The sequence below is a fragment of the Methanospirillum hungatei genome, from assembly GCF_019263745.1.
Lineage (GTDB): Archaea > Halobacteriota > Methanomicrobia > Methanomicrobiales > Methanospirillaceae > Methanospirillum > Methanospirillum purgamenti.
The window spans coordinates 2,664,728-2,689,784 of the sequence record NZ_CP077107.1 but is presented as its reverse complement, the minus strand read 5'-3'; the positions used below and the strand labels follow the sequence as shown (position 1 = coordinate 2,689,784).

General features: G+C 42.2%; 34 protein-coding genes and 1 pseudogene. 19 read left to right on the top strand and 16 right to left on the bottom strand.

The genetic code is table 11. The annotated features are described in order from the left end of the window. Positions 1-30 precede the first annotated feature (30 nt). Both KSK55_RS13080 and KSK55_RS16540 read left to right on the top strand, forming a co-directional pair. Complete coding sequence (locus KSK55_RS13080; protein WP_218607206.1) at positions 31-876, top strand: hypothetical protein; 846 nt, start codon at positions 31-33, stop codon at positions 874-876. Between the two features lie 620 nt (positions 877-1,496). After that, positions 1,497-3,656, top strand: a complete 2,160-nt coding sequence (locus KSK55_RS16540) for a NosD domain-containing protein (RefSeq protein ID WP_256664019.1) — start codon at positions 1,497-1,499, stop codon at positions 3,654-3,656. A gap of 163 nt (positions 3,657-3,819) precedes the next feature. Here the strand turns inward: KSK55_RS16540 and KSK55_RS13070 are convergent, their stop codons facing one another. Continuing rightward, complete coding sequence (locus KSK55_RS13070) at positions 3,820-4,248, bottom strand: EVE domain-containing protein (RefSeq protein WP_218607205.1); 429 nt, start codon at positions 4,246-4,248, stop codon at positions 3,820-3,822. 73 nt (positions 4,249-4,321) lie between these two features. On the opposite strand from KSK55_RS13070, the gene KSK55_RS13065 reads away from it, so the two are divergent. After that, complete coding sequence (locus tag KSK55_RS13065; RefSeq protein WP_218607204.1) at positions 4,322-5,920, top strand: class I SAM-dependent DNA methyltransferase; 1,599 nt, start codon at positions 4,322-4,324, stop codon at positions 5,918-5,920. After that, the gene (locus tag KSK55_RS13060) at positions 5,917-7,005 is read left to right on the top strand and encodes a PDDEXK nuclease domain-containing protein (protein WP_256664018.1); all 1,089 of its coding nucleotides are present in this window, start codon (positions 5,917-5,919) and stop codon (positions 7,003-7,005) included. Before KSK55_RS13065 ends, KSK55_RS13060 begins: the two co-directional genes overlap by 4 nt. Before the next feature lie 378 nt (positions 7,006-7,383). Here KSK55_RS13060 and KSK55_RS13055 read toward each other — a convergent pair whose 3' ends face one another. Then, positions 7,384-7,968: an HNH endonuclease gene (locus KSK55_RS13055; RefSeq protein WP_218607203.1), complete on the bottom strand. Its 585-nt coding sequence runs from the start codon at positions 7,966-7,968 to the stop codon at positions 7,384-7,386. 75 nt (positions 7,969-8,043) lie between these two features. On the opposite strand from KSK55_RS13055, the gene KSK55_RS13050 reads away from it, so the two are divergent. After that, entirely contained in the window at positions 8,044-9,228 is a 1,185-nt protein-coding gene (locus KSK55_RS13050; RefSeq protein WP_218607202.1) for a restriction endonuclease, read from the top strand. A 114-nt stretch (positions 9,229-9,342) separates the two neighbouring features. On the opposite strand, the gene KSK55_RS13045 is transcribed toward KSK55_RS13050, so the two are convergent. After that, positions 9,343-9,810, bottom strand: coding sequence for a hypothetical protein (locus tag KSK55_RS13045; protein ID WP_218607201.1), 468 nt, complete (start codon positions 9,808-9,810; stop codon positions 9,343-9,345). A gap of 486 nt (positions 9,811-10,296) precedes the next feature. Between KSK55_RS13045 and KSK55_RS13040 the strand changes: the two genes are divergently transcribed. The 6 genes from KSK55_RS13040 to KSK55_RS16745 all read left to right on the top strand — a co-directional run bounded on the left by KSK55_RS13040 (position 10,297) and on the right by KSK55_RS16745 (position 11,848). After that, positions 10,297-10,548: an ATP-binding protein gene (locus tag KSK55_RS13040; protein WP_218607200.1), complete on the top strand. Its 252-nt coding sequence runs from the start codon at positions 10,297-10,299 to the stop codon at positions 10,546-10,548. An 11-nt stretch (positions 10,549-10,559) separates the two neighbouring features. Next, entirely contained in the window at positions 10,560-10,778 is a 219-nt protein-coding gene (locus KSK55_RS13035) for a Fic family protein (RefSeq protein ID WP_218607199.1), read from the top strand. A gap of 19 nt (positions 10,779-10,797) precedes the next feature. Then, a complete protein-coding gene (locus KSK55_RS16535) occupies positions 10,798-10,965 on the top strand; it encodes a hypothetical protein (protein ID WP_256664017.1) in 168 nt (55 codons plus the stop codon). Further along, the gene (locus tag KSK55_RS16750; protein ID WP_372238751.1) at positions 10,934-11,032 is read left to right on the top strand and encodes a hypothetical protein; all 99 of its coding nucleotides are present in this window, start codon (positions 10,934-10,936) and stop codon (positions 11,030-11,032) included. The genes KSK55_RS16535 and KSK55_RS16750 overlap by 32 nt, the downstream gene beginning before the upstream one ends. A 169-nt stretch (positions 11,033-11,201) precedes the next feature. Further along, positions 11,202-11,501, top strand: a complete 300-nt coding sequence (locus tag KSK55_RS13025) for a nucleotidyltransferase family protein (RefSeq protein WP_218607197.1) — start codon at positions 11,202-11,204, stop codon at positions 11,499-11,501. A gap of 215 nt (positions 11,502-11,716) precedes the next feature. Then, entirely contained in the window at positions 11,717-11,848 is a 132-nt protein-coding gene (locus KSK55_RS16745; RefSeq protein ID WP_218607196.1) for a HepT-like ribonuclease domain-containing protein, read from the top strand. Between the two features lie 225 nt (positions 11,849-12,073). Here KSK55_RS16745 and KSK55_RS16740 read toward each other — a convergent pair whose 3' ends face one another. Further along, on the bottom strand, positions 12,074-12,199 hold the full coding sequence (locus tag KSK55_RS16740) for a hypothetical protein (protein WP_372238727.1): 126 nt from the start codon (positions 12,197-12,199) through the stop codon (positions 12,074-12,076). Positions 12,200-12,373: 174 nt separating this feature from the next. Between KSK55_RS16740 and KSK55_RS16530 the strand changes: the two genes are divergently transcribed. Both KSK55_RS16530 and KSK55_RS13005 read left to right on the top strand, forming a co-directional pair. Continuing rightward, the gene (locus tag KSK55_RS16530; protein ID WP_256664016.1) at positions 12,374-12,841 is read left to right on the top strand and encodes a hypothetical protein; all 468 of its coding nucleotides are present in this window, start codon (positions 12,374-12,376) and stop codon (positions 12,839-12,841) included. A gap of 9 nt (positions 12,842-12,850) precedes the next feature. Beyond that, positions 12,851-13,078, top strand: a complete 228-nt coding sequence (locus KSK55_RS13005) for a hypothetical protein (RefSeq protein ID WP_218607195.1) — start codon at positions 12,851-12,853, stop codon at positions 13,076-13,078. Positions 13,079-13,280: 202 nt separating this feature from the next. Here KSK55_RS13005 and KSK55_RS13000 read toward each other — a convergent pair whose 3' ends face one another. From KSK55_RS13000 to KSK55_RS12980, 5 genes are all read right to left on the bottom strand, one after another. After that, entirely contained in the window at positions 13,281-13,598 is a 318-nt protein-coding gene (locus tag KSK55_RS13000) for a hypothetical protein (protein WP_218607194.1), read from the bottom strand. Continuing rightward, the gene (locus tag KSK55_RS12995) at positions 13,598-16,753 is read right to left on the bottom strand and encodes a hypothetical protein (protein ID WP_218607193.1); all 3,156 of its coding nucleotides are present in this window, start codon (positions 16,751-16,753) and stop codon (positions 13,598-13,600) included. Before KSK55_RS12995 ends, KSK55_RS13000 begins: the two co-directional genes overlap by 1 nt. After that, positions 16,750-17,061: a hypothetical protein gene (locus KSK55_RS12990; RefSeq protein WP_250545173.1), complete on the bottom strand. Its 312-nt coding sequence runs from the start codon at positions 17,059-17,061 to the stop codon at positions 16,750-16,752. Before KSK55_RS12990 ends, KSK55_RS12995 begins: the two co-directional genes overlap by 4 nt. Further along, positions 17,043-17,369, bottom strand: coding sequence for a hypothetical protein (locus KSK55_RS12985; protein ID WP_214419214.1), 327 nt, complete (start codon positions 17,367-17,369; stop codon positions 17,043-17,045). The genes KSK55_RS12990 and KSK55_RS12985 overlap by 19 nt, the downstream gene beginning before the upstream one ends. Before the next feature lie 156 nt (positions 17,370-17,525). Then, complete coding sequence (locus KSK55_RS12980) at positions 17,526-17,822, bottom strand: hypothetical protein (RefSeq protein ID WP_218607192.1); 297 nt, start codon at positions 17,820-17,822, stop codon at positions 17,526-17,528. Between the two features lie 450 nt (positions 17,823-18,272). Here KSK55_RS12980 and KSK55_RS12975 point away from each other — a divergent pair, with 450 nt between their 5' ends. Next, on the top strand, positions 18,273-18,971 hold the full coding sequence (locus KSK55_RS12975) for a hypothetical protein (RefSeq protein ID WP_218607191.1): 699 nt from the start codon (positions 18,273-18,275) through the stop codon (positions 18,969-18,971). Here KSK55_RS12975 and KSK55_RS16525 read toward each other — a convergent pair. The 3 genes from KSK55_RS16525 to KSK55_RS12965 form a co-directional block, all read right to left on the bottom strand. Next, positions 18,966-19,100, bottom strand: coding sequence for a hypothetical protein (locus KSK55_RS16525; protein ID WP_256664015.1), 135 nt, complete (start codon positions 19,098-19,100; stop codon positions 18,966-18,968). The two genes, KSK55_RS12975 and KSK55_RS16525, sit on opposite strands and share 6 nt — an antisense overlap. A gap of 186 nt (positions 19,101-19,286) precedes the next feature. Continuing rightward, positions 19,287-19,544, bottom strand: a complete 258-nt coding sequence (locus tag KSK55_RS12970) for a type II toxin-antitoxin system RelE family toxin (RefSeq protein WP_218607190.1) — start codon at positions 19,542-19,544, stop codon at positions 19,287-19,289. Between the two features lie 12 nt (positions 19,545-19,556). Beyond that, entirely contained in the window at positions 19,557-19,784 is a 228-nt protein-coding gene (locus tag KSK55_RS12965) for a hypothetical protein (protein ID WP_218607189.1), read from the bottom strand. Between the two features lie 136 nt (positions 19,785-19,920). Here KSK55_RS12965 and KSK55_RS12960 point away from each other — a divergent pair. From KSK55_RS12960 to KSK55_RS12950, 3 genes and pseudogenes are all read left to right on the top strand, one after another. Next, positions 19,921-20,211 (top strand): annotated as a pseudogene (locus KSK55_RS12960) (HIT family protein); the annotation flags it as partial. Between the two features lie 907 nt (positions 20,212-21,118). Further along, a complete protein-coding gene (locus tag KSK55_RS12955) occupies positions 21,119-21,403 on the top strand; it encodes a nucleotidyltransferase family protein (RefSeq protein WP_218607188.1) in 285 nt (94 codons plus the stop codon). Further along, complete coding sequence (locus KSK55_RS12950; RefSeq protein ID WP_218607187.1) at positions 21,400-21,747, top strand: HepT-like ribonuclease domain-containing protein; 348 nt, start codon at positions 21,400-21,402, stop codon at positions 21,745-21,747. The genes KSK55_RS12955 and KSK55_RS12950 overlap by 4 nt, the downstream gene beginning before the upstream one ends. Positions 21,748-22,150: 403 nt before the next feature. Here the strand turns inward: KSK55_RS12950 and KSK55_RS12945 are convergent, their stop codons facing one another. Then, the gene (locus KSK55_RS12945; RefSeq protein ID WP_218607186.1) at positions 22,151-22,390 is read right to left on the bottom strand and encodes a type II toxin-antitoxin system MqsA family antitoxin; all 240 of its coding nucleotides are present in this window, start codon (positions 22,388-22,390) and stop codon (positions 22,151-22,153) included. Positions 22,391-22,721: 331 nt separating this feature from the next. On the opposite strand from KSK55_RS12945, the gene KSK55_RS12940 reads away from it, so the two are divergent. Then, positions 22,722-22,937, top strand: coding sequence for an HIT family protein (locus KSK55_RS12940; protein WP_256664014.1), 216 nt, complete (start codon positions 22,722-22,724; stop codon positions 22,935-22,937). Between the two features lie 23 nt (positions 22,938-22,960). On the opposite strand, the gene KSK55_RS16800 is transcribed toward KSK55_RS12940, so the two are convergent. Then, entirely contained in the window at positions 22,961-23,056 is a 96-nt protein-coding gene (locus KSK55_RS16800) for a type II toxin-antitoxin system HicA family toxin (RefSeq protein ID WP_463144482.1), read from the bottom strand. 121 nt (positions 23,057-23,177) lie between these two features. Beyond that, positions 23,178-23,390, bottom strand: coding sequence for a type II toxin-antitoxin system HicB family antitoxin (locus tag KSK55_RS12935; protein WP_218607185.1), 213 nt, complete (start codon positions 23,388-23,390; stop codon positions 23,178-23,180). 114 nt (positions 23,391-23,504) lie between these two features. On the opposite strand from KSK55_RS12935, the gene KSK55_RS16520 reads away from it, so the two are divergent. Then, positions 23,505-23,633: a hypothetical protein gene (locus KSK55_RS16520; RefSeq protein ID WP_256664013.1), complete on the top strand. Its 129-nt coding sequence runs from the start codon at positions 23,505-23,507 to the stop codon at positions 23,631-23,633. A 594-nt stretch (positions 23,634-24,227) separates the two neighbouring features. On the opposite strand, the gene KSK55_RS12930 is transcribed toward KSK55_RS16520, so the two are convergent. After that, entirely contained in the window at positions 24,228-24,878 is a 651-nt protein-coding gene (locus KSK55_RS12930) for a TetR/AcrR family transcriptional regulator (RefSeq protein WP_218607184.1), read from the bottom strand. Positions 24,879-25,057: the final 179 nt, after the last annotated feature.

Below are 25,057 nucleotides of genomic sequence, written 5' to 3'. Positions count from 1 at the left end.
CTCATAAAAAATCATATCTATGGACAAAAAATGAGCATTATTACAAAAATTTGTATCATTCTAATATTTGTTTTATGTACGAACCTCTGTCTCCTCGTCATCGCTGACAGACTTCCAAGTGAGGTAACGGAAAACCAGATATTTACCATAGATACTGAAATAAAAGCAGTCGGAATACTGAGTGAAGAAAGTTCTGTTGACTGGATCATTGATTATCAGCGTTTGTACGTGAATGGATCATATGATTATGGACATATCCACGATGGAAAATTGAATAGAACTGAAAGTATTGCAATACTTCAATGGGATGATTCTCTCCGGAGTTCGGGAGGGAGTATTGCAATGGGTAAAAAAATTGCATATAATTCAAAAAATAAGGCCGAATCAAGATATAACCTACAAACGGAAAAAGTCCTCACATATCGGACAAAGGAAGGATCCCATCTTTCAGGAGGGGAATCATGGTCTCTTGATGTAGCCGGAAACTGGGACTATAAACCTGAATATATCAGGTGTGTATTTGCAGATAATGATCCAGATTATTTCCCTGCATTTTGCAACATTGTCAAAGCAGACAGTACATTACTTAATTTCAACACCGGACAACTCTCATCCAGAGGTGTTGCACGATCAGTAACCTATTACACACAATATCCATCAGCACTGAATTATCTCATTGCAGTCCGACCAGATTCTGGAATGAATAGTCCTGCAATGGGGACAATAAAAACGGACTTTGGTGGCTCCATTATGGAAGCTAGGAACCGATCAAATAATGCCTCTGCGACAAATAACTGGAAAGATACGATATCTGTAACAGGGGGTATTGAAAAATTCCAGAAGAAATTAATGTATGAATCAGGATTCAAAGTTTGATATTTTATTAAAACCTCTCATTTGAATGAGTATCTCCGACAAGGGTTATTCTCATTACGGTTTCATTTTTTCGGTGTCTTTCTGGAGAAATTTTTTTAGGAGCGTAATTACCTTGTATCTAAAGAACATAGCAATTATCTCTTAAATTTGGTATTTACGGTATATCGTTTTCATATTGTCCGCTTCAATTACCCGACGGATCAGTTTATTTTCAAAAATTTCAGAAAATGTCCTGAAAATACAGATGAATGTGTACGGACATTCCTGAAATAATGAACCGATTTGAGAGGGCAGAAATTACAATTGACAACGAAGTAAAAATAATTTCCTAATCTTCATCCAGAGCTGAAGGAGACATTGAAGCTCACAGGACTCTCGCACCTTTTTCTACAGGATCTTACGGCCCTGTAGGCGATAATGCTACATTAAAAGGGTTATAAATAACATAAATTACCAATACCGTATATCTCATGGCATATAAAATATGGGAGATAATAGAAAGAAATGAATGATATCAAATGGCACAGGCTCAATAAGTTTGTTCTGGTAGATACACAAAGAGCATCCTCTTTTCAGAAAAGATGCAGACCGACTATTCCAACAAAGGTTGGTGGTACCTGATGTACCAAAATTTCGGACTTTTACTAAAAATCTCCCTTTTTTTCCTGGTTCTTCAGGCACCTGTTATCCTTGCCTGTTCAGCAGAACATACCATCAATGTACCAGGAGTCCCCACGAATCAGACCGACAACCTGTCGTCATTTCAAAGGATAGATTCAATTTCGTTTCTACCGCCAGCTATCAACATTTCTGACATTAAGAGCTCAATCACCGCTCCAAAAGTCAATAGACCGTCAATATCTTCCCATTCGTTCGCAGATATTGACTTGGCAACGAAGGGTAATGTCATCCTTGTTCCAGTTACTCCAACACCTGAAGGAAGCGGGTACACGTATTTCAATAGGACTGGAAGCGATGAGAGCTATTTCATCTATTCTCCTGGTACCTATACACTTCAAGAAGGCTTTTCGACCAGTAATACTACAGCAATTTACCTGGGAGCAGATGATGTCACTCTTGATGGAAATGCGCAAACAATCACTGGAAATACTGCTAATTTCGGAATTATTATCGAATCAAATAGAAATAACACAACGGTAAGAAATTTTAAAGGTATCAATAATTTTTGTTATGGTATTGATTCTAGTGGAGATCAGGTATCTCTCATTAATAACTCCTTATCAGAGAATTCTTACACCGGTATTAACTCCATTGGTTCGCACATGTATGTGTACAAGAATATCATCAGGAATAACTATAATGGGGCGTTTTTATCGGGAAATAATGCAGCATTGAAGGACAACATTATTTCGGACAATGAAGTTTATGGAATTTTTGGATTTTCAAAAAATTATACTCTGGAAAAAAACCGTTTCGATGCGGATGAATATGGAGTGATTCTTTTTGGAGATAATCTGAGTTTTCATGAAAATACTGTTCGAAATAATCGAAAAATTGGTGTTCAGATTCAAAGCACGGGAGCTTCCTGCATTGGTAATACGATAAGCCATAATTCCGCCAACTTTCATATATCGGGCAATAATACAACAATAAAAAGCAATACTATATCATCAGCATTTTTTGTTTTAGGGTATGGCATCCAAGCAGAAGGCGTAAATACCACGATATCAGAAAATGCGATATATAATAACCCATATGGAATAATTGCACTTTGCGATGACTGCAAAACACTAAATAACAGAGTTTATTCAAGTTATAAACTTGGCATTTCTTCAGAGGGAAAAAACAGTTTAATTTCAAATAATATTATTCGGGATACTGTCTTCACTGGAATGGCATGCTATGGTGATAATACGAATGCATATGCCAATACCATTATAAATGCAACATATGGGATAGTAATTATGGATTATCTCAATACTTCTGTTATTGGGAATCAGATCAATGAAACAAGACAATATGGGCTCTTCTTCTCTGGAAATCCTTATCGCCCAGGACAAGGAATTGGAGATATCTACAATAATTACTTTGGAAGTGAGAACTACGTTGGTGGATTTAACAGCATAAACCAATATTCATATCGATGGACAAATCCTTCAGGTCCGGAGCGTGGGACAAATATCGTCGGGGGTCCGTTTATTGCCGGTAATTACTGGAGCAACCCTGACGGAACTGGATGGTCAGATAAACAGCCACCACATGTAACCGGATATTCGACAACTCCATTTGAGATTTCACCTGGAGTGAACGATACAGCCCCACTTGTTCCACAAAAACCGGTCACAATCAATGCCACCGCAAATGACTGGGGGAATATTGTTCCAACTGGTAACAGTTCTTACCAGTCATACACGAACCAGACATTTATAACCCAATCCAAACCCGGAGCAGATCTCACGGATGTCGTTGTTGATTCCGCATCCAAAGGGAATATTCCCAGTTGGACTTTTACCGATCTGACCGAGAACCATGATATCGAGACGATAGGAAATCCAGCACCATGTCAGGTACATGTTTTCTTTACCGCATCACAGCGGTACGGAGAAAAACCTTTGACTGTCGCTTTCTCTTCAGAGCAGTCATTTGGGTCTCCGACCTCATGGTACTGGCAGTTTGGAGACGGTTGTACCAATACCACACAAAACCCAATCCATACGTATGATAGTCCGGGAACATACACGGTCTCCTTACGTGCATCGAATGGCAAGACAGGAGGATATTCGGCATGGAATAACTACATCACCGTAACAGACGGATAAGGTACAGATCCAACACCAGATCCCGGCGGATATGGCCGGAACTCCCATCTGAATGGAGCGAATTACCATTGGGCACACTTCCGGACAACTATGCTATAACCGGAGTTTCCCCCAAACACCTGTCTTCTTCATCCCCTTCCTGAAATCATCGATATTTTTAATTCTATTTCACTATCTTTCGATAGTCCTCTTCCGGAATCTCCCTCATCGCCTGCCGGAAATGGCCGGACCACATGGTCTTATTTGTCACAAACCCGAGTTCCGGAATGAGCGGTTTGATCTCAACAGGCTCCTTGAAAATCTTCACTGGTTTCAACCTGAACCGGAATGGGAAAAGCTCGTCTCCCATCTGCGGTGGAGCGGTAAATAATGGGGTGGAATCTTCGAAGAGCTCGGTAACTTTGTATTCTCCGAAGATAACCGATGGAAATACTTCTTTTGCATGGGTTTCTGACCGGGCATAGATGAGAATGGTGTCTCCAACCTTCACCCGGGAGTGAAGTCCCTTGCTCCGTTTCGGGACACCCCATATATTGTGTTTTTTGACGACCTCCCAGTTCTCCCGGTTCCCGGAGGCTATCCAGATTACCATAGTATCAATGTGGACCGTACCACTATTTGAAAACGTTTATCGACCGTCACGATTAACTCTCTCATCTCTGAATATGGCTCGTGCAAAAAAATCTTCAGAAACAACGGCTGCAAACCTCGGGTTTGAAGCAACCCTCTGGGCTGCAGCAGATAAACTCCGGAACAATATGGATGCGGCTGAGTACAAACATGTTGTCCTTGGTCTTATTTTTCTGAAATATCTCTCTGATGCATTTGAAGCGAAACACTCCTCACTTGAGCAGGCATACTCTGATCCGAAAAGCACTTGGTATATCGCCGAGCCGGAAGTCAGGTATGGAGTAATCGAAGATCCTGATGAGTACCGGTCAGAAAATATCTTCTGGATCCCAAAAGAAGCCCGATGGTCCTATATCCAACAGAATGCGAAACGGCCGGAGATTGGGAAGATTGTCGATGATGCAATGTATGCCATCGAGCGGGATAATGCGGTACTCAAAAATATCCTGCCCAAGGAGTATGCACGTCCTGGTCTTGATAAGGAGAAACTTGGAGAACTCATCGATCTCATCGGGACACTCAACCTGAGCGACTCTGATAACCGGTCAAAGGATATCATCGGGAGAGTGTACGAGTATTTCCTCTCCGAGTTTGCGAGTGCAGAAGGAAGACAAGGAGGTCAGTTCTATACACCCCGATGTGTTGTTCAGATCCTTGTTTCGATGATATCCCCCTTCAAGGGTCGGGTGTATGATCCCTGTTGCGGTTCGGGGGGGATGTTTGTCCAGAGTGAGAAGTTTGTCGAGGCTCATGGTGGCCGGATTGGTGATATCTCAATCTTCGGGCAGGAATCGAACCCGACCACCTGGAAACTTGCCAAGATGAATCTTGCCATCCGGGGAATAGACCATGACCTTGGGGCTGAACATGCAGACAGTTTCCGGCGGGACCTTCATCCAAACCTGAAAGCGGATTACATCCTTGCTAATCCTCCATTTAATATGAAAGACTGGGGAGGGGAGAACCTCAGGGATGATGTCCGATGGAAGTACGGGATTCCTCCGAACGGGAATGCGAACTATGCATGGATTCAGCATTTTATCCACCATCTCTCTCCTTTAGGGATAGCCGGGTTTGTGCTTGCGAACGGGTCGATGTCATCGAACCAGTCAGGGGAAGGAGAGATCAGAAAGAACCTCCTCGAAGCAGACCTCGTGGACTGTATGGTGGCCCTTCCCGGTCAGCTCTTTTACTCTACCCAGATTCCGGCCTGTCTCTGGTTTGTTGGTCGAAACCGGTCAAATGGAAAGTTCCGGGACCGTCGTGGAGAGGTCCTATTTATCGACGCCCGGAAGATGGGAGTCATGAGGGACCGGACTCACCGGGAACTGACCGATGAGGATATTGAGAAGATAGCCGGGACGTATCATACCTGGCGGGGAGATGCCGGTGCCGGGGAATATGAGGATGTACCGGGATTCTGTGCTTCGGCAACCCTTGAGGAGATAGCAAAACACGGGCATGTTCTTACTCCGGGTAGATATGTGGGGGCCGAAGATGCAGAGGATGACGGAGAGCCGTTTGCTGAAAAGATGAAAAGGCTGACAAAACAGTTATCTGAACAGATGGAGGAAGGTGCCCGGCTTGACGAGGAGATTCGGAAGAATCTTGGGGGTTTAGGATACACCATATGAGAAAACGTTCATCACCACCAGTACCGGGTTCAGCCCCCGCCCTGATCAGGGAAGAAGGATTGCAGCAGGATACGGAATATTCGGTTCTTTTACATGAGATCCGTGAGATGATCTCATCAACCCGAAACCGGGTTGCGTATGGAGTAAACCGGGAAACGGTTCTGTTATACTGGAATATCGGATCACGGATTCACCAGGAAGTTCTCCAAAAAGACAGGGGTGAGTATGGTAAGAGAATTGTCGAGACACTGTCTGGACAATTGCTCCATGAGTATGGCAGGGGGTTTAGTCGGGCAAACGTATTCTCCATGGTCCGGTTTGCTGAGCTCTATCATGATCCCGGAATAATCCAGACACTGTCTGGACAATTGAGCTGGTCACATTTCGTTGAACTCATCAAGATTGACAATGATCTGCAACGGGACTTTTACACACAGATGTGCAGGATTGAACGATGGAGTGTCCGTCTTCTCAAGGCAAAGATCCAGGGCATGCTCTTTGAGAGGACCGCACTTTCCCGAAAACCGGAAGAGTTAGCCAGGCAGGAGCTCGAAGTTCTCCGGACAGAGGACCAGATGAGCCCGGACCTGGTCTTTCGGGATCCGTATTTCCTTGATTTCCTCGGGCTTTCTGATACCTACTCTGAAAAGGATATTGAATCGGGTATTATCCGGGAGATCGAGCGGTTCATTCTTGAAATGGGTTCTGATTTCTCGTTTATCGCAAGGCAGAAGAGAATCACCATCGACGCAGAGGATTATTATATTGACCTCCTGTTCTTTCACCGCCGGCTTCGGTGTCTTATTGCAATTGACCTGAAACTGGGGAGGTTTCAGGCTGCTGATAAGGGTCAGATGGAACTGTATCTCCGGTGGCTTGACAAATACGAACGGGTTCCTGGTGAAGAGTCACCGATGGGTCTGATTCTCTGTGCCGGGAAGTCTGATGAGCACGTGGAGCTCCTTGGGCTTTCGGACAGTGGGATACGGGTTGCTGAATATCTGACCGAACTGCCGCCGAGAGAACTCCTTGAGGCGAAACTGAAGAGTGCGATGGAGAGGGCACAGAATGCAGTCAGAAAATAAGAGATATAATTACAGAGATGTTAATATTATGATTGAATTCAGGAGATTTGAATTGGGCAGACAGTGTTTGCCGAATTGTCTGACGGGTATTAGATAGTATGAGTCTGATGACGCTTACGAGAACGTATCTCGATTTAAATTTTGTGAATTTTACTAAGTTTAAATGAGGGAATCGTATTGACTCTAATATGCCTGTATTCGGATTCAAAAAAAATAATTCAAAAATTTAAAGCCGATTTCAGATCATATCCAAAGGCTCTGAATGATTCACTGAGAGATTCTGCACTTGGTTTTATAATTTCTCCTAAAGAATACTCACTCTCCGTCTTATCCTTTTGATTATACAATGAAGATTTATGATGGTCAGTAATCAGATCACTATTGTTCCTTTGAATCAGAATCAGAGATTTTTTGAATCAATTGGGCTGGAATCAGAGGGGGATCAGTCCTGTGAAGCATTGCATGACAGTTCGGACACACCGGGATTAAATCCGATTCCGGATTTACTCTGTATCCGGGTTTAATTTCTGATACCGGAGTAATATGATGGACATGGATGAACCCGTCTCCTAAAGGACCGTATTTTTCAGAAAAATCAAAACCACATATTCTGCACTTGCAGCCGTGTATGGCAATACAGGCAGTCCGGTTCAGCCGACTACGTTCATATTTTTTCACAAACTGGTGAATTACTTCCCCTTCCGGATAACAGGTAGTAATCCTGATATCATCCTGCTCTTCAAGGGGGAGAAGAGAGATCAGCAGTTCTGTGAACTCACAGATCCTTCCGAAAATATATCCCTCGGCTTTCTGATTGTCTGAACTTATCGAATCATCGGTAAAAAAGTAAATTTTGAGCCCGAAGGAGCCCCAGGGTTCCCCGGAAAAATTGAGATATTCAAGATCAATTGGAGTGTTATTTACTTTCAGTTCTGTCTTTCCGATATCAATTATAGAGATCAATTAAATTTCAATCCAAAAGAAAAAGATAAACTACTCTTCATCGTAATCTATATTTAATTTTACTTAGATGGTATCATGCGTAGATTCTTCTTTTCAGAAATATCTTCATCGCCGTTAATTATCGACGCGATTTATGAAGGAGGTGATCAGAACCATGCTGGAGATGATCCAATCTCAAAAATGTTTCCCGGTGTTGGAAATCAGGGAGGATTTAGGATTTCTTATAAGAACAACTCCAGAAAACCAGCATATGTTGTTCTTTATACGAGTGGTAAAGAAATAGAATGGCCAGACTATCTAGATATTGAAACAGGAATGTTTCGCTATTATGGAGATAATCGCAAACCGGGATACCCTCTACATGAAACACCGAAAGGTGGAAATGCTTTACTCCGTGATACCTTCAACCTTCTTTTAGCCACTCCAGATGAACGAAGAAATATTCCTCCGTTTTTTATTCTCGAAAAGGTTGGAGAAGGAAGAAGTGTTCGATTCAGGGGCCTTGCTGCTCCCGGTTCAAAACATTTCCCTCCTGATAACGCTCTGGTGGCAATCTGGAGAACAAAAGAGAATACAAGATTTCAGAATTACGAAGCATACTTTACCATTCTTGATTCGAGTGATGAACCGATTCCAAAAGAATGGCTTCAGGCTTTAAAAAATGAAACCGGCGAAGAGAAAATTTTCGAACCTGATGTTTGGAAAAAATTCATCAATGAAGGTTTACAAGGAATTAAACCTCTTCATGCTCCGAAAATTAAAATTCCATCAAAGAGTGACCAGCTCCCTTCTGATGATTACGGACGTGAACTTCTCTTTACGATATATGATTACTTCAAGGATAATCCCTATAAATTTGAAGCATTCGCAGTAGAACTAGCAAAGATGATTGATAATCATTTTTTTGAATTTGACCTTACTCGACCCTGGCGTGATGGAGGGAGAGATGCTATCGGAAAATATCTTATTGGTCATGAACGCGGTAAATTATTTGTTGAATGTGCTTTAGAAGCTAAATGTTACAATTATGATAATTCTATAGGAATCAAACAAACATCCCGTCTTATATCCCGATTAAGATATCGGCAATTTGGAATTTTAGTGACGACCAGTTTTGTAGATCGTCAAGCATATTTGGAAATTAAAGAGGATGGTCATCCTGTTTTGTTAATCTCTGGTGGAGACATCGTTGATGTATTGAAACGAAATAATATGAATAAAGATGATTTAATTAAATGGTTGGAAAATTTTGAACGATGATACATTTAAAGATTTATAAAAAAAACCTTCCTATAAATCAAAACTGATATTTTACAACCTTTTATACCTCAAAACGGATTTTATAAGTTATATTCATTAGAGATTATTATTCTCCTATAATGCATCAATCACCCCATCTATATCTGAAAATCTTAAGTTGAAAAATGATTGAAATCTCTCAATATCATCTTCTAATTCAAGAACAATTCCAATCCAATTCTTCTCATGGTCTTGAGTTATCACAATTATCCCACCAATTAAATCATCCGAAAAGTATGCTGGATCGGAATTTTCAACTCTTATCATTGCCTGTTTATTACTTTTTAATTCACTTTTTAAAAATGTACACATAATATGATCGGTTTTGTTCAAAAACAAAGAAAACCTTATTTCAAACTGATTTTCTGTCGAATTTAATTTGGATAGGAAAAATGAATCATTCTTTAGAGAAATCGTCATTGTTGGAAAATCTTCATTAAATACTTCTCCGGAAATAAAGCGATAATATCCTCCATATTTTGTGCATAAATCAAATGCAATTTCTGAATTCCGAAGATGTTTGTTAAAAATTGTTGATTTCATAATTAGTTACCTCACTATTTTTATTTCTTCCTTCTTGTTCCTCTTCGTTTCTTTAGTTTTCCTTTACAGTCACATTTCAGAAAGATAATTTTAATATGATAATTACATTGAAAGCATTAGCACGATTGGATCTCGTGATAACTCCTCTTTCATTTAAATTATCTATAAACCAGAGCATTCCATGAACAGGAGCAATATTATGTCCTGTACTAATACTGCATAACCTTCGATAAACAGCTATAATTATGCAACCCGGATGGATAAGAGCATCACATACAAAGAAGATCAACAAGGCTGATTATCTTATGTGTCGGTACCACACGAAACAATCCCACCATTTCAGGACCAATATTTTATCAATTTTTTATCATGAAATAAAAATTCTTAACCGAAAAGAGGAAATTTTTCACTAATATTGTGTTTACCTAACTTGATGAGTAATTTTGCAGAGAAGAGATAATCAGTCCGGGTGGCCTTCCTCCAGGGATGCAACCGGCTGATCTTGGGCATAAGAGCGTTCGGAGAAACCCAATCATAGCTGACCTCTATCACCGGATAGGTTTTATCGAGAAAGCCGGGACCGGAATCGAGCGGATGCGGGAAGGGGCACGGGAATCCGGATGTCCGGAGCCAGTATTTGATGCCGACGGATTTTTCACCGTAACCTTCACACCTATCCAGACCCCTGAAGATGACCGGCACCAAGTGGGCACTAAGAAGGCACTAAGTGGGCACTAAGTGAGGAGAAGTTGGACCTCCTGAAAAATCTTACCAGAGAGAGTACTTTGGTAGAATTAATGGCCGATATGGGAAGAACTGACCGGACGAAATTTAGGAAAAATGTCCTCCTCCCTCTCATCCAGGATGGACTTATTGAACTGACCATCCCGGACAAACCACGAAGCCAGCATCAACGGTACCGGATCACTCCGGTCGGGAAAAAAGCATTGGAAGAGAATCATCAGTAAATAAAAACAAGGAACAAGAATGAGCCAGGGATTATGTGAATCTGACGTAGAAAAAACGGCACTTGACATCTTTCGTGACCTTGGGTACGAGGTCCTCTATGGGTATGAGGTCGCACCCGGAGAACAACGAATTCCTTGTCGTCAACCAGTTCACCATTCAGGAAGGGAAAAACCACCGAAGGCCTGATATCGTCCTTTTCATCAACGGGACTCCGGTGACATGGCTGATCCGAAAGGGGGAGTCCGGGGAGTGATTCCGGGAAAACGGAAGTATTAATTCATAAGCCCAGGTGGGAAATATGAGTAAAATAATAAAGGCCCTTGAAATACCGAAATCCTTCAATACTCCAAAAACAAATTCTCATTTACTAAATTATATAATACACTTTGATATATGATGCAAAAAACCAGTCCGGTGATGTAATGGCAAAAGTTCAAACCAGGGTTATATTCTCTACATTAAAATCCTTAAAACCAAAATTAATGGAACAATATCATATCACCAGGATTGGAGTTTTTGGTTCTGTGATTCATGGAACCCAGACTGAAGAAAGTGATGTTGATGTACTCATAGAATTCTCTGATCCCCCTGGTTTATTCAAATTCATGGAAATCGAAGAGTTACTATCAGATACGCTTAAAATCCCAGTTGATCTGGTTGATGCAGAAGGGATCAAACCCAGACTCAAAAAAAGGATATTATCAGAGGTACAGTATGTCTGAAACCCGTGATCTCGGAGTTTATCTTGACGATATGCTTACTGGAGCAGAAAAAATAACAAATTATGGCAAAGAACTCTCGAGTTAGACTTTATTCAAAAAGAAGAAAAAACAGAGGCAATTCTCTATAACCTTCTCATTTTAGGAGAAGCTGCTAAAGGTATTCCTGAAGATTTTCGGAATAAATATCCGAAATACCCTGGAGAGAAATCACTAGAATGAGGGATAAAATCATTCACCAGTATTGGGATATAAATCAATTGTTGATATGGAAGACAATAACTGAAGAAATTCCTCCGCTTATAATCGGACTAAAATCCATACTTGCCAAGTTAGATAAAGAAGAATAATCTCGGATATTTACCCGGGAAGGAATTCCAGATGCTATCGTTTTGATTTTTATTTCGCCAGTTATCATTGTAAATTATCAATATACCAATTAAACAAATATTTTCACGTTTTTTTAAAACATTGCATTTTCAATTACGACCGCTATATGTTCACTTTACGTTCGCGGTCGTAAACCAAAACTCAAATACGTTCGCGGTCGTAAGTGGACGCAAATTCCAGTCGTGTCATGAACCCTTCCATACATAGGAGGTTCCTTTCCCGACGCCTTCCCTGTTTACCTCTTGGAAAATTTCTGCCAACCGGGGGTTCCGGGGCTTTGGTTCATGAATGAGCAGATTGTCGGGAGTCACTCCTTCAGGGAACCATCCAGGATTGGTGATGAGAAGGTGATCTGATAAAATAATTGGATACGTAACGGGATAGTTTGTTACTGGCAGATTATTATCTGAACTCCTTTTACTGGAAACGAAAAGTAATCCTGTTAATTCAATATCCTGATTATCTAGGACACCGAATCTGTTTATATGAGTCCATCGAAAGTATCCTGGCGAACGATTAAAACAGAGTTAACCGGAATGGATACAGATTCTCTCATATCTCTCATTCATGACCTCTATGCTCTGAATAAGGTGAATAAGGATTTTTTGCAGGGAAGAGTGGGTGGGGAAGCAGCATATGCCACTCTTCATGAGAATGCAGCCAAAAAAATCAGACATGAGTTCTTTCCTGAACGGGGGTTTGGAAAAGTCAAAATTGAGCCGATGAAAACTCGATTTCCGGACTCTGACATCGCAACACCATCCGGAGCAATCCCTCCAAACAGGAGCAACAGATCTGTCACCGGTATCACCCCGATCTCTCCGGTCCCGTCCAGCATCATCCGGATGACATCAGTATCTCCGGGAATGAACCATACAACCCTCTCATACCTGACCAATCTATGGATAATTGAGGTGAGAGGAAATGAAAACTTGATGAATCCTGAAGGATGATACAATAGTATGAGTGAAGCAATAGAAATTCCATCTCCACTCATGGAAAAGATCATAAACCTGAAAATAAGGCCTGAAGAAACTCCGATAGATGTTATCTCTCGTGCCCTGGAAGTCCTGGAAGATGATGATTATATCGATGAAGAGACAGCAGCAGAGATAGAAAAAGGGATTGAAGAATTTAACAGGGGAGTCTTTACTACTGAAGAACAGATGGCGAAAAAGATCGGGCTTTGATGATGTTCTCCCTGGCATTTACCAAACATGCAGAGAGAACATTGGAGAAATGGTAATCCTGGTAGTGGATGTCGGCCATCGTAAAATGATATATCGTAAATATCAGTGAGGATGAGTAAAACCCTACCCTAAATGGCCTCGATTATCACAAAAATATACAAAGTTGTGAAAAATTTTTTTTCGGTGTTTTCTGATGATTCACCTATTTTTTTAAGACAAACAAAGCAGCCTTCTTCTTCGGCCAGTCCCGGATCATCCCCCTGACCTGCCTGGTCAAAACCACATACTCCTGTCCCATCGGCCTGGTCAAAAAAACTCGATTTCCGGACTCTGACATCGCAACACCATCCGGAGCAATCCCTCCAAACAGGAGCAGCAGATCTGTCACCGGTATCACCCCGATCTCTCCGGTCCCGTCCAGCATCATCCGGATTACATCAGTATCTCCGGGAATGAGCCGTCCAACCTTTTCGTACCTGACCAGGGGAGCCTCACGGATTGCAGTAACCGTAAATCCCATTATACCGTCCCCTCAATGTTGTTCCGGTTACTGAACCGTTCACGATGATAACACCGTTCACACAGACCTATCTTAGTATCTTCATCAAACCAGGTAATTGGATGAAGCTTACACAGATGACATCGTCCCAGGGATCGGTCGGTCTGTTTCATCGAATGGAGAGGCAGAACACCAGGAAGAGCCTGAAATGTCATAACCTCCCGTGAGACTGCCTTGCTATAACACCGTTCACAAATCATCCGCCTCTTCTGTCCGGAAGTCGTCCCTCCTCCTTTCTCCCGGTAATGCACCCCTTTCCTGCCACAACAATCACACACCTGATCAGCCATTCTTTCAGACAGATGGAACATATTCGGATTGATGTCCATAATACCGAATTTTTTCTCCTTTTTTCCAATCTCAGCAGGCACAACCTCTGACCTGTGCATACAATGCACATCTATGCACTGGTTATGCACACCCTCATGCATAGATTTAATCAAAGGATCACCCACTTTTTCCGGTAAATCTGAAAAAATTATTGACTTCGGTATGGTGTATGCACAATTCTCAGGTACGTATAAAGATGTTTTTTCACCAAGTGATTCTCTGTACGCACGTGCCGGAGTGTGCATTACTGAAGGTGAATCCGCCATTTCATTCAGATTATCAGAAACAGACTCATTTCCACTTACCGAATCAATGCATTTTGGTGTGCATTGTTCATGCATAGGCGTGCATAGATGCATAGCACCATCTGGATCATCATCATGACCAGAATGAGAATTGTTTTTATCTGATTCATCAAGCCAGCATGAAACACCTGCAGACCAGATCTCATCCAGATCATAATCCCAGGAATAAACCCGGACCCGCTGATATCCCCCGTCTTCCCGGGGTTCTGAACGATCATAAAAGGAGAGTGGAGGACATTTCTCAAGCAGACCGGCATGATCCTCACGACTTGGATTTCCTGACAGGAGCCTTGATACTGTTGACTGTGACCGGCTGATGAGCTTTTGCAGCTCTTTTACCGTAAATTCTGTTTTTCCAGTCGAACGAATGGCATTAACCAACAGCTGTTCGGTCCTGGTCATTTTTGTCATCTGTCCTCCACAATCACCATTTAACAAAAGATAGATCTCCCTGGCTTTTTCAAAATCCTGTATCTCTGCCTGAACTTCTATTATTGTGCCAATCTCAATCCGTTCCCGCTGGTACTGGAACAACAGGGCAATTGACCGGACCAGGTCTAAGAGCATAGAAGAATTCCGACGGTTTTTCGAGTTGGTAAACCGAATCCTCCTCGCAAAAGGTATTCTAACCGAGACTGATGCCAGATGATCCCAGAGAGCCCGACAAATTCTCATCTCCCGGGATATGGTCACACAGGGGGATGCCGGTCGTGCAGCTTCGTCAAGTTCACGGGCAAGAACCAGATCATCCTGAATCTGGCTGTCGTCAATCCATACGGTAAGCATCCGGTTCCAGACCTGATCGTCCCCGGTTCCTTCTTTTTTTGCTATCCACCACAGGCATCGTTCAGGAATTACTTTCGTCAGACTGTTCCGGTCCTTGTCAAGGGTCCGGTAGATAAACGGTTTTTTAAACGACGTGGTTACGCCTTTGAGTGTCTCCTGAAGTGAGAATGAGAGTGAAACGTCATCAAGACAGATAACAGACCCTTTCCGCAGGTTATTCTGGTAAAAGAGGGCCTTATCAGTAAGACGACCACCAAGGCAGTACTCCTGAGGGATGAGATCCATCATGCTCTCAAATGCATGGGATTTTCCTTTTCCGGACTCCCCGGTGACGAGAACATGCAGTCCTTTTGAATTTATGACCGCCCGGGATGCAAGAGACATGAGCAGGCATTGTGCCACAATCTCGTCTCCTTCATGTGCCAGGGCAAAGGTATCCAGGATATATCTGATGGGATCTCCTGTTTTTAGTATCCTGAGCGTTTCATCACGGATATCCTGGTCTTTTTCATCCCCTGATCCAAGATCAAATGGTTCCATTCCAGGTATGGCCGGGTCTCCATCTTGTTGCAGATTCATGCCATCCCGTTCTGCTTTTGCCCGGGCACGTTTTTTTATTCCCTGCTTTATTCGTTCTTCATACCGGCGTTCTTTTCCTGATCCGTCAAACCGTTCCCGAAGTTCATGCCACCGCTGGGAATTTCCCCCACAGGATGAGTGGTGACATCCGGCAAATATACCTCCGTTAGCAAACTGAATGGCATACGCACCGTCTTTGTGGGCGGACGAGAACGGGCATTCGTCAAAGACAAAGAGCCGGCCTGCATGATAGGGTTTTTCGGAATATGAAAGTCCGTGACGGGTGAGCCATTCGGCGAGATCAATGACTCCTGATATCCCTGACTGCCTGGATGGTTCTGATAGCCCCGGTGTTCCTGACCGGCTTATTCCGGGCTTTTCTACCTGATCCGGCTCCATACAAAGAGATGCAAGAGCCATGAGACAGGGAACAGAGACTGGTTCGATGGAGTCCGGATGGGTGATAATGTGTGAGATCCGGTGTGGCCGTTCAATAGTATGGTCACCTTTTCTGGACCGTGTGCCATAGAGTTTCCATATCCGGGCAGGGTTTGCAACCGCTGTGTCGATTGCAGACTGATCATCAGAGAAGATCTGGTCAAGGGTTTTGAGACAATCCCTGATAAGCAGGGTATTTTCCTGATCTGCAGGGAGATCTATCTGATAGAGGAGATGTGCCCCGTTTCCGGAGTCTGCATGGATGGGATCCGGCCATCCCATTTCTGTGAGATATGCCTTGATAACTGCTGCTTTTTTGAGTGCAGCGGTGTGTTCCTCATCTGAAGAGGAGATCCCTGCCGGCCTTCTTGGATCGATGTCTATGGGAAGCCAGGATCGGCGGATGATATCTCCGTCTGCTGTCTGTGGTTCTTTTTGTCCGGCTTTTTTGATCCGGTTGGCACACCGTGAGAGAAGAACGGGGTTTACCCGGTTCAATGTGATGTATATCCCTGAAATGCCCGGAGTGGTGTCAAGAATTGCTGCATCCCTGGCTAATTTGTCATGATCGGTGTAGTATCCATAGTGGGTCCGGTCTCCAAGTGCCCGGAGCTCTACAACAGATCCTTCCTGAAAGAGGAGGGAGAGGGCCATCCGGATGGATTCTTCCGGTTTCATGGCTGGACCTCATCTGTGACAGAATGAGAATCCAGCTTGCTCCTGATCTGCCAAACAAACGAGGAGGGCTGGACAGCCTGTGTTTTACTCCAGATGGTAAATGTCCGGTTCATTACACAGGATATTATCCGGCGTCTGCCTATCCTGGTCCTGGTGGATAATTGTGGATAGAGTTCTGGTCTGGCCTGTATCTCTTCTTCTATCCGCTGACGGGAGATGAGGGTGTCATCGGGCCTGACTGCCGCAAAGACTGCTGATATGACCTCCATCTGTAACATGGACGACATGTTCAGGCCTCCCTGATGCATATCGCTCCTCCGGGAACAATGTCATACCGTGACCTTCCACCTGGATGATAAAGCCAGAGTTCAGTTTTACCTGGTATCATCCGGTTCTGAACCAGGGCAGAGATTTTCAGTATCTCTTCATGGCAGGACCTGATGTTTTTTGTCCGGGAGGTTCTGATTATGAGACCGAGGATATTTTCCCGGTTCCAGGCGATGAGGTCAAAGATCCGGTCCTTTCCGCAACACCGATCGGTAAGATAGCCCCGGTTTTTGAGATCGCTGATAGCAAACCAGATGGCACACCGGCTGGCTTTGGTGTCATATGACATGACAACCTCCGTTTTTCCTCGGGGGAAATGATAATATCCGTATAAATCTATAGCTTAGAACTGCCCCTGCCCTGATCGTCATGCCTCCAAGCTGGATGATTGAGCGGGGGTACTCTCTTTTGATTCGTTTTCCACGTCGCATGGTCTACTCCATATTCACTCTCTGATTTTTGTGTGTTTTTTCGAGGATGTATGAATCCGGTTCTCTTCTGCCCGTTCATCAGGGTTTTTTTGACATGAGATAGAATTGGCTGCTTGTGTTGTCATTGGAAAATCCCCTGGTGATTCCGGGTCTTCTGAGAGGGTTTGCCAGTACTGATACATCCTGTTTTGCATCGTGTCCTGGATATACCGGGTGCAGCAGGAGAGGTATCCAGAATAATCGCTATGTGGGAGTGATTTGTCCCACAGAGCGGCATTAGGTGTGTTTCGTGAGGAGGAACGATCCTCCATTCATGGTTACATGAGGTAGTATATGAATTTCAGGGGTGCAGGGTGAAAGTGAAAAGGTGGGACGAATGGAAGGCTTTATGATATGGATTTGGGGGATTGGAAGACGTGGTGAGAGATTTTTATCTATGGAGACTTCGTGTTCTATTTAAATAAAACTGATACGGATTTCATTGATCAGGTATGGAGCAGAACCAGGGGAGCAGGGAGGGACGGGCTGAGTCATGTGGGTACCCTATATGAAATGAAGAAGAGGCAAAATGACCTCCATATGGATTTTATATTGTATACAAACAGAGGTACCCCTTTTTGCATGGCAAATTTTTTAATAATATGATGCTTTAACAGGGGTTCATAGTCAGCAGATATGGCTGATCATTCATAAGGTGAGAAATGATGAAAAGCAACAGGATGAAAATAAAAATTTTTACTCTGATCATTTTACTTTCTAGCATGTGTATTCCACTGGTTTTTGCAGAATGCTCAGAGAAATGGACAAATGGAAATATTTATACAGTGGAGAATGATCCAATTAATCCGACTGAGGTTACCTTCGATTCTCAGGTACATATTTGTACAATAACCAATTATCATTGGAATTATGGTATGGGAACTGAAAAAACGGGTAAGATTTCGCTTGTAAATACTGATGACGGTACGACATACGGACCTTGGAAAACAACAGGTAAACCAGGCCAGGGAGGTGTGAAAAATGCATACTGGTTCGCCACAGTAAATGAAGATATCAGTCAGGGAATGTACCAGGTAAAAGATTCTGATGAAAGTACATGGGCAAATAATGAAGATTCGGACTTTTGTGGTATGACTGAAATTCATTACGATATTTCTAAATCATCAAAGAAAACTGTTGGGTGCTCATGGACCGGATCATGGCCTGGTGCACCGCAGTTTTTCGGAGGAGCAATTTCTCTGACCCAGTCTGGTAATTCTGTGAAGGGTACATATCCTCTGAATGATGGGAAGATTACCGGAACAATTTCAGGCAATATCATGAGTGGGACATGGAAAGAAGGAGCGAAGTCCGGACCGATAGAATTCACGTTGTTGTCAGACTGTAAATCGATAAAAGGGAGGGTGAGTGGATCTTCTGGTGGCGAGATGACCTATCATTTTGAACTTGAAAAATCATAATTCTCTTTTTTTCTGATGGAGTCGAATTCCTTCTTTCATAAGGATGGAATGACCGCCTTCAATATGGTTTATTATCCATCCGGTTCGTTTAAGGGCAGCGATATGGAGATCCCCTAATGCCCTAAACACATTTCAGCTCACCGCCAGAACTCCATGTTACCGATTCTGGTTCAGGATGATAGATTATTGCCCCGGTGAGAAACATCCAAAACAAATAATATCGAGGTATAAAGGTGATAATGAAGGATAAGAAAAGAATGATAAAAATTTCACCCTGAAGATATATCTATGATCATCGCCTTATTTCAGGGCCTACTATCTTTTATAAATATTCTTCCTTAAGCCAACTTGTATTACAACTATTACTAACACTTCATCTTTGAATGTTAGATATGCCCGAAAATCCCCAATCCTGTACCGATAAACCCTGCCGTTATATTTTCCCTCAACTTTATCCAGATATTTTCGAGGATTGGAGACCGTTTCAAGAAAGAATATTTTATCTTTTATTCTTTGAGCCACATCATTAGGAAGTCGTTTTAGATCATCTTCTGCATCCTCTGAAAAGTCCACGACATAGGGCAATCAGATCCCCATCTCTTGTGCGATATCACGGAGGGGTCTGTGTCTGCCGGCATCTACATCCTCGAGCCCTTTCAGGATCCTCTGATTTGTTTCCTCATCTATCTCATCTGCATCGTCGTAGTAATCAAGAAGCCTGATTATCACATCTATTGGTTTCTCATCGGGCTGGATTTTTAACCTTTCAATCCGCTGCATCAGAGGAAAGGGGATTTCTATTGATTCACTCATATGATTTCTTCTCCTCCTGATTGCATCTTTCTTCGTACCTAAATATATATTCATTTCGAATAGCTAATTCTTCAAACTGGATCAGTTCCTGACCAATAATCTGTATATCTGTACACCGGATATTATCCGCCTTATATTGGCTTTTCGCCTGTTTGCTCATGAGGAAATCCCAATTGGTCCCGTAACCTGTATCTTCTGCACTCCCGGACCGGATGACATCATTCTTGACAACGAATATGCTTATGCCAGGTATGACACGTATCCAGTCTCCCCCCGCCACCTGCTCATAATCCCAAAACGGCACATCTCCTCTATCTTTCATGCAACAGAAGAAGAGATTACTGCTCTCTAGGAGCTAGTCCGGGATGCAAAAGGTTTTCTGGACTGGAATTATTCTCCGGACGGGTATAATATCGGGATAAACGACGGTATACCGGCAGGAAAGACGGTAATGCACCTGCATATCCATAACATCCCCCGGTATTCCGGAGACATGGCAGATCCGAAAGGAGGGGGCAGGGGAGTAATTCCGGAGAAGCAGAAGTATTGAAGAGAAATGAGATGAGAAAACGAATAGTTCCTATGAAAATCCTTACGGTTCTTAAAAATACCCCCATAAAATAATTATTTGATAAATCATAAAACTTGAGGATCTGGTGCTTGATTAGGATGTCCCGCTTTAGCAATTATATTCCATGAAAACCTATGTAAAATTGCAAATGGACTATGTATATTCGGTTTTCATGAGTTAAGCATGAGGCAAAGCCTCATGGGCGTTTTTAATTAATTTTCCAAAATAAACCATATATTCTTAATGAGGTAAAAGACAATGAGGGTTTTAAGCCGGTCCGTTTCATGTCCCTTCCCTTCAGCCATCTCAATGACCGTGTGAAAAACTGTTCCCCTCTAAAAGAACAATGTATCCATCGTCGTTATCCGGATTACAAACCAAATTTTAACCTGATCGAACAGGACTCATATGTTTAAAGAAAACTATGATGGAACTTGAAATCACCCAGAATCAGGGGCTGCTTCACCGGATCCATAAACAAGATGACCGTAGATAAGGTTCGGAGAGATTCATATATTTCACGGACCGGTCAGTCCTCGGGACCATCCCGTCACGGGAAAGGCAATTCTGTTCCAGGGCACAGAGATACCGGGTGGCTGGAGCAATCCACCCATCCCTATCATTCAAATCCCCCGGTTCCAGCACAGCGTGGACTCTTATCGAAAAGAGATGACTGACAGCATGGCAATCTATTATCAATATGCAGGAGATATACTCATGGTATACCTGTTATTCATACAGAGAGGAAGAGAGGAGATCCAAAATGGATGTAATAAAGGAGATCAATACGGTGCTTCCAATCCTGAAAAGAAGATTTGGGATATCGCGGATTGGTGTGTTTGGTTCATATAGTACAGGTACCGCATCTCCTGAAAGCGATATTGACATCCTCGTCACCTTTCAGGAAGGACAGGAGACCTTTGATAATTACATGGATTTAAAATTTTTTCTTGAAGACTCATTCAATAAAAAAGTGGATCTTGTCATTGAAGATAGCATAAAAACCCGGATAAAAGAAAGAATCATACGGGAAACAGTATTTGCATGAGAGACTGGATTCTTTTTGTGGAAGATATTTTTCATGCATGCGGTGATATCGAATCCTATGTAAAGGATCTCACATATGAATCATTTCTTGATGATAAACGGACACGGGATGCAACGGTTCATAATTTACTTATTATCGGTGAGTCAGTCAAACACATCCCTTCTGATATTCTAGACTCATACCCGGATATAGAATGGCGAAAGATCGCTGGTTTAAGGGATATTATTGCTCATTCATATTTTAATATAAAACCTTCAATCCTCTGGAATATAATCGTAAGCAAGATCCATCCCTTGAAAAATGTTGCAGAGTCTATTCTTTCTGAACAAGCAGAAGAGGCATGAATACTGGGGGGCAAGTATTGGTGTCTTTGCGGTTATATTAAATAATGAAGTATCAATAATGGCTAAAATTTTTTCAATTATGTTTTCCTTACGCATCAGGTTGAAACGTATGCCTGCATAACATGTTGATATCTTATTTGCGTTCATCGCTCCCATTGCCTTACGTTTGAGCCATGAACCCTGGTTTTCATAATATTTCAGATTAATAAACATCTTTCCCTGAAAATATTGGATTCAATTTCATTATTAAGGAAGGATCAGACAATATTAGGATGATATCTGCTCCAGAATACAATAAGATAGAGATAACATAACTCCAAGTCGGGTTATATAATGGGGTTTTGTAGAGCGACGTTATGTGGGATCGTGAGATCATGTCCATCTTAAACTCAAAAATTCTGAATTATATGGAAGCACAGGCAGCCCGGTACTCCCTGATATCAACCTGAACACCAGACTCGACATCATGTTCAGCAATCGACAAGACGGTATCAGTAATCTCTTCATTCAGATATTCTTCGCCACAGGTGTTACAAACCATGGCTGGGACCTGTCTGATTACCACGGTTGTAGGTCCTCGTTCTAATGTGACAGTAATAGTGCCTGGTTCACAAATTCCACGTTTACAAATTGCACATTTCATACTCTCCTCCGGTGTTCACTATCCCATACTTGAGCATACGGTTCATATACAGTAATACCATGAATTATAGAACCTCGTGATCACTTCGATAGGTTTCTCATCAGGCCTATTTTTTAAATGTTCAATCAGATGCATCACGGGGTCCGGGATCTCCACTGCTTCACCCATTATTTCATCTTCCTTCTGACTTCATCAACTTTTCAATAGAACCGAAATTATGGATTCTTTATATCCAGAGGAGTACTCCCACAAAAATAACATGATCCGTCACACCAGGCATAGTTTTAGCTCCTGATAAGTAAAAGGAGATTGAATAGAGAATATATTCTGTTTGGTTCATCTCTCACCAGAACACGGGATTACAGTACCGGGAACTGGAACGATGTTGCATTCTCCGGACGGGTATAATATCGGGATAAACGACGGTATACCGGCAAGAAAGACGGTAATACACCTGCATATCCATATCATCCCCCGGTATTCCGGAGACATGGTAGATCCAGAGGGAGGAGTCAGAGGGGTAATTCCGGAGAAGCAGAAGTATTGAAGAGAAATTAAATTAAACCCGAATTATAGGAATTCTTCAAACTCTTCAAATGAGATACCTGCTAATTTCAGGGCATGCCGAATAGTACCTGGGGCCAGTTCCTCATGCATCGGAATCACGGTTCCAACTTATCCCTCCGGGGTATTTTTGGAAAGTCGTACATGACTCCCTTTCCTTCCTGAAATTACAAATCCAAAATGTTTACATAGTATTTTGATAGCTGATGCACCCGAAATTGGTTTATTGGGCGGCAATCGATGCTACCTCAAAAGTTGTTATTAAACTCCGTGAATGATGAGGAGCAGGAAATTCTTCAAGATAAAGTTCCGTTGCTTCTTTGAGATTTGTAATAGCCTCTTCTATACTCTTTCCCTGGCTTACAGTACCAGTTTCCGGGCATAATGCAACAAAGAATTCCCCTTCCTGATGAATTATTGCAGTAAATGTATCCATGATATACCTCCTAAAGGTGAGACGATTATAATAAACCTGTAATGGGTACCCAATTCTCTATTAATTATATCTTTTTAATCTGAGCATAAATTATTTCTCTTTATTTTCATTTTTATGAAGAGCAAATATTTTTTGATATCAAAGGATATCCTGTATATCCATATCATCCCCCGGTATTCCGGAGACATGGCAGATCCGAAAGGAGGGGGCAGGGGCGTAATTCCGGAAAAACAGAAGTATTGATCCATAAGCCATGGCGGGATACATGAACTGAATAATAAAAGCCATTGAAATACCGAAATCCTTCAATACTCCAAAAAAAATTCATTTAACTAAATCATTACATTAAATTTGATTCATGATGCAAAAATTCAGTCAGGTGATATAATGACGAAAGTCCAACCAGAGTGCTATTCTCTACATAAAAATCCTTAAAGCTCAAATTAATGGAACAATATCATATCACCAGTATTGGGGTATAAATCAATTGTTGATATGGAAAACAATTACTGAAGAAATTCTTCCATTGATCGTTGTATTAAAATACATACTTGCCAGGGTGGATAAAAAAGAATAATCTGATTTGTTAATACCAGTCTCCCCAGGCCACTTGCCTGTAATCCCAAAACTGACCCTCCCTCTCCCATCTCCCTAACATCCCCCCATTGTGCCCAATAATCTCATCTTACTACCCGATTTCATGCAACCCCCATCCGGATACCCGATACCCGAAATACATGACCGGAAAAGAACTGGACCGGCTCTGTGAGTGGGCTAACCTGTGAAAGAACGGTTTTGGTGGATGGTGGCTTCGTCGGCAGATCCTTCTCGAATTGATTAAAATTCAGTAAATCCAGTGCAGATATCATATCCCGGACAGTCCAGGGGACATTTTTCAGAGAATTTATCCCTCCCTGATTCCAGGAATAGTGCTCTGATAATTTCAATCCACCGGATACGAAGTTCATCATGTTCCACTCCCAGGATAATCATCATTCGCATTCCGTTAAAGATTGATAAAAGAGCGATAGCGAGAGTTCGTGGATCGGTTGTAGATGTAATGTATCCCTTTTTTTGTTGTTCTGCGATGGTTTTTGTGGATTCTTCGATTCCTATTTTCATTCGTTCTATGGAATAATTTCCGATTTCAGGTTCATATTTGGTCATCCCAATGAGTTCCAGGAGTAATGCATGTTCATTGCTTTCAGATGACATCATCTGATCGAAAACAGTTATCCATGTGGCGATGGGGCATTTATTAGATTTCTGTGGTGACTGAATCCGGCGGTATTCTCCCTGAAGGATTTTTGCACTCTCAAGAATCAACTCATTTTTATTTTTGAAATAGCGGTATAAGGCAGGTTTGGTGACGTTCAGGTGTTTTGCGATATCGTCCATGGTAGTTCTGCAATATCCTTTTTGGTACATTACCTCCAGACCTGCGTTCACGATTCTATTTTTTGCTTCCTTCCGGTACTCCGGGACCATTTTTGACGTAAAATCAACCTCCTAATAATATATGCGTCTTAAGTATATCTCGATTACCTGTAAAATACAGAAGTTACTAAAGGGTAACTTATTTTAATAATTAGTAAGATAGTGAATAATAGACTATTCGAATAAAGATCGGCAGAATGGAGAAATCTGCCAGATTGTAATTTCATAAT

Excerpts from the sequence above, each read along its gene's own strand:
- KSK55_RS13080 (WP_218607206.1), top strand. The coding sequence starts at position 31 with ATGAGCATTATTACAAAAATTTGTATCATTCTAATATTTGTTTTATGT.
- KSK55_RS16540 (WP_256664019.1), top strand. The coding sequence starts at position 1,497 with ATGTACCAAAATTTCGGACTTTTACTAAAAATCTCCCTTTTTTTCCTG.
- KSK55_RS13070 (WP_218607205.1), bottom strand. The coding sequence starts at position 4,248 with ATGGTAATCTGGATAGCCTCCGGGAACCGGGAGAACTGGGAGGTCGTC.
- KSK55_RS13065 (WP_218607204.1), top strand. The coding sequence starts at position 4,322 with ATGGCTCGTGCAAAAAAATCTTCAGAAACAACGGCTGCAAACCTCGGG.
- KSK55_RS13060 (WP_256664018.1), top strand. The coding sequence starts at position 5,917 with ATGAGAAAACGTTCATCACCACCAGTACCGGGTTCAGCCCCCGCCCTG.
- KSK55_RS13050 (WP_218607202.1), top strand. The coding sequence starts at position 8,044 with ATGCGTAGATTCTTCTTTTCAGAAATATCTTCATCGCCGTTAATTATC.
- KSK55_RS13045 (WP_218607201.1), bottom strand. The coding sequence starts at position 9,810 with ATGAAATCAACAATTTTTAACAAACATCTTCGGAATTCAGAAATTGCA.
- KSK55_RS13040 (WP_218607200.1), top strand. The coding sequence starts at position 10,297 with ATGCAACCGGCTGATCTTGGGCATAAGAGCGTTCGGAGAAACCCAATC.
- KSK55_RS16535 (WP_256664017.1), top strand. The coding sequence starts at position 10,798 with ATGAGCCAGGGATTATGTGAATCTGACGTAGAAAAAACGGCACTTGAC.
- KSK55_RS13025 (WP_218607197.1), top strand. The coding sequence starts at position 11,202 with ATGGCAAAAGTTCAAACCAGGGTTATATTCTCTACATTAAAATCCTTA.
- KSK55_RS16745 (WP_218607196.1), top strand. The coding sequence starts at position 11,717 with ATGAGGGATAAAATCATTCACCAGTATTGGGATATAAATCAATTGTTG.
- KSK55_RS16530 (WP_256664016.1), top strand. The coding sequence starts at position 12,374 with ATGAGTCCATCGAAAGTATCCTGGCGAACGATTAAAACAGAGTTAACC.
- KSK55_RS13005 (WP_218607195.1), top strand. The coding sequence starts at position 12,851 with ATGAGTGAAGCAATAGAAATTCCATCTCCACTCATGGAAAAGATCATA.
- KSK55_RS13000 (WP_218607194.1), bottom strand. The coding sequence starts at position 13,598 with ATGGGATTTACGGTTACTGCAATCCGTGAGGCTCCCCTGGTCAGGTAC.
- KSK55_RS12995 (WP_218607193.1), bottom strand. The coding sequence starts at position 16,753 with ATGAAACCGGAAGAATCCATCCGGATGGCCCTCTCCCTCCTCTTTCAG.
- KSK55_RS12990 (WP_250545173.1), bottom strand. The coding sequence starts at position 17,061 with ATGCATCAGGGAGGCCTGAACATGTCGTCCATGTTACAGATGGAGGTC.
- KSK55_RS12985 (WP_214419214.1), bottom strand. The coding sequence starts at position 17,369 with ATGTCATATGACACCAAAGCCAGCCGGTGTGCCATCTGGTTTGCTATC.
- KSK55_RS12980 (WP_218607192.1), bottom strand. The coding sequence starts at position 17,822 with ATGGAGGATCGTTCCTCCTCACGAAACACACCTAATGCCGCTCTGTGG.
- KSK55_RS12975 (WP_218607191.1), top strand. The coding sequence starts at position 18,273 with ATGTGTATTCCACTGGTTTTTGCAGAATGCTCAGAGAAATGGACAAAT.
- KSK55_RS12965 (WP_218607189.1), bottom strand. The coding sequence starts at position 19,784 with ATGAGTGAATCAATAGAAATCCCCTTTCCTCTGATGCAGCGGATTGAA.
- KSK55_RS12955 (WP_218607188.1), top strand. The coding sequence starts at position 21,119 with ATGGATGTAATAAAGGAGATCAATACGGTGCTTCCAATCCTGAAAAGA.
- KSK55_RS12950 (WP_218607187.1), top strand. The coding sequence starts at position 21,400 with ATGAGAGACTGGATTCTTTTTGTGGAAGATATTTTTCATGCATGCGGT.
- KSK55_RS12945 (WP_218607186.1), bottom strand. The coding sequence starts at position 22,390 with ATGAAATGTGCAATTTGTAAACGTGGAATTTGTGAACCAGGCACTATT.
- KSK55_RS12935 (WP_218607185.1), bottom strand. The coding sequence starts at position 23,390 with ATGGATACATTTACTGCAATAATTCATCAGGAAGGGGAATTCTTTGTT.
- KSK55_RS16520 (WP_256664013.1), top strand. The coding sequence starts at position 23,505 with ATGAAGAGCAAATATTTTTTGATATCAAAGGATATCCTGTATATCCAT.
- KSK55_RS12930 (WP_218607184.1), bottom strand. The coding sequence starts at position 24,878 with ATGGTCCCGGAGTACCGGAAGGAAGCAAAAAATAGAATCGTGAACGCA.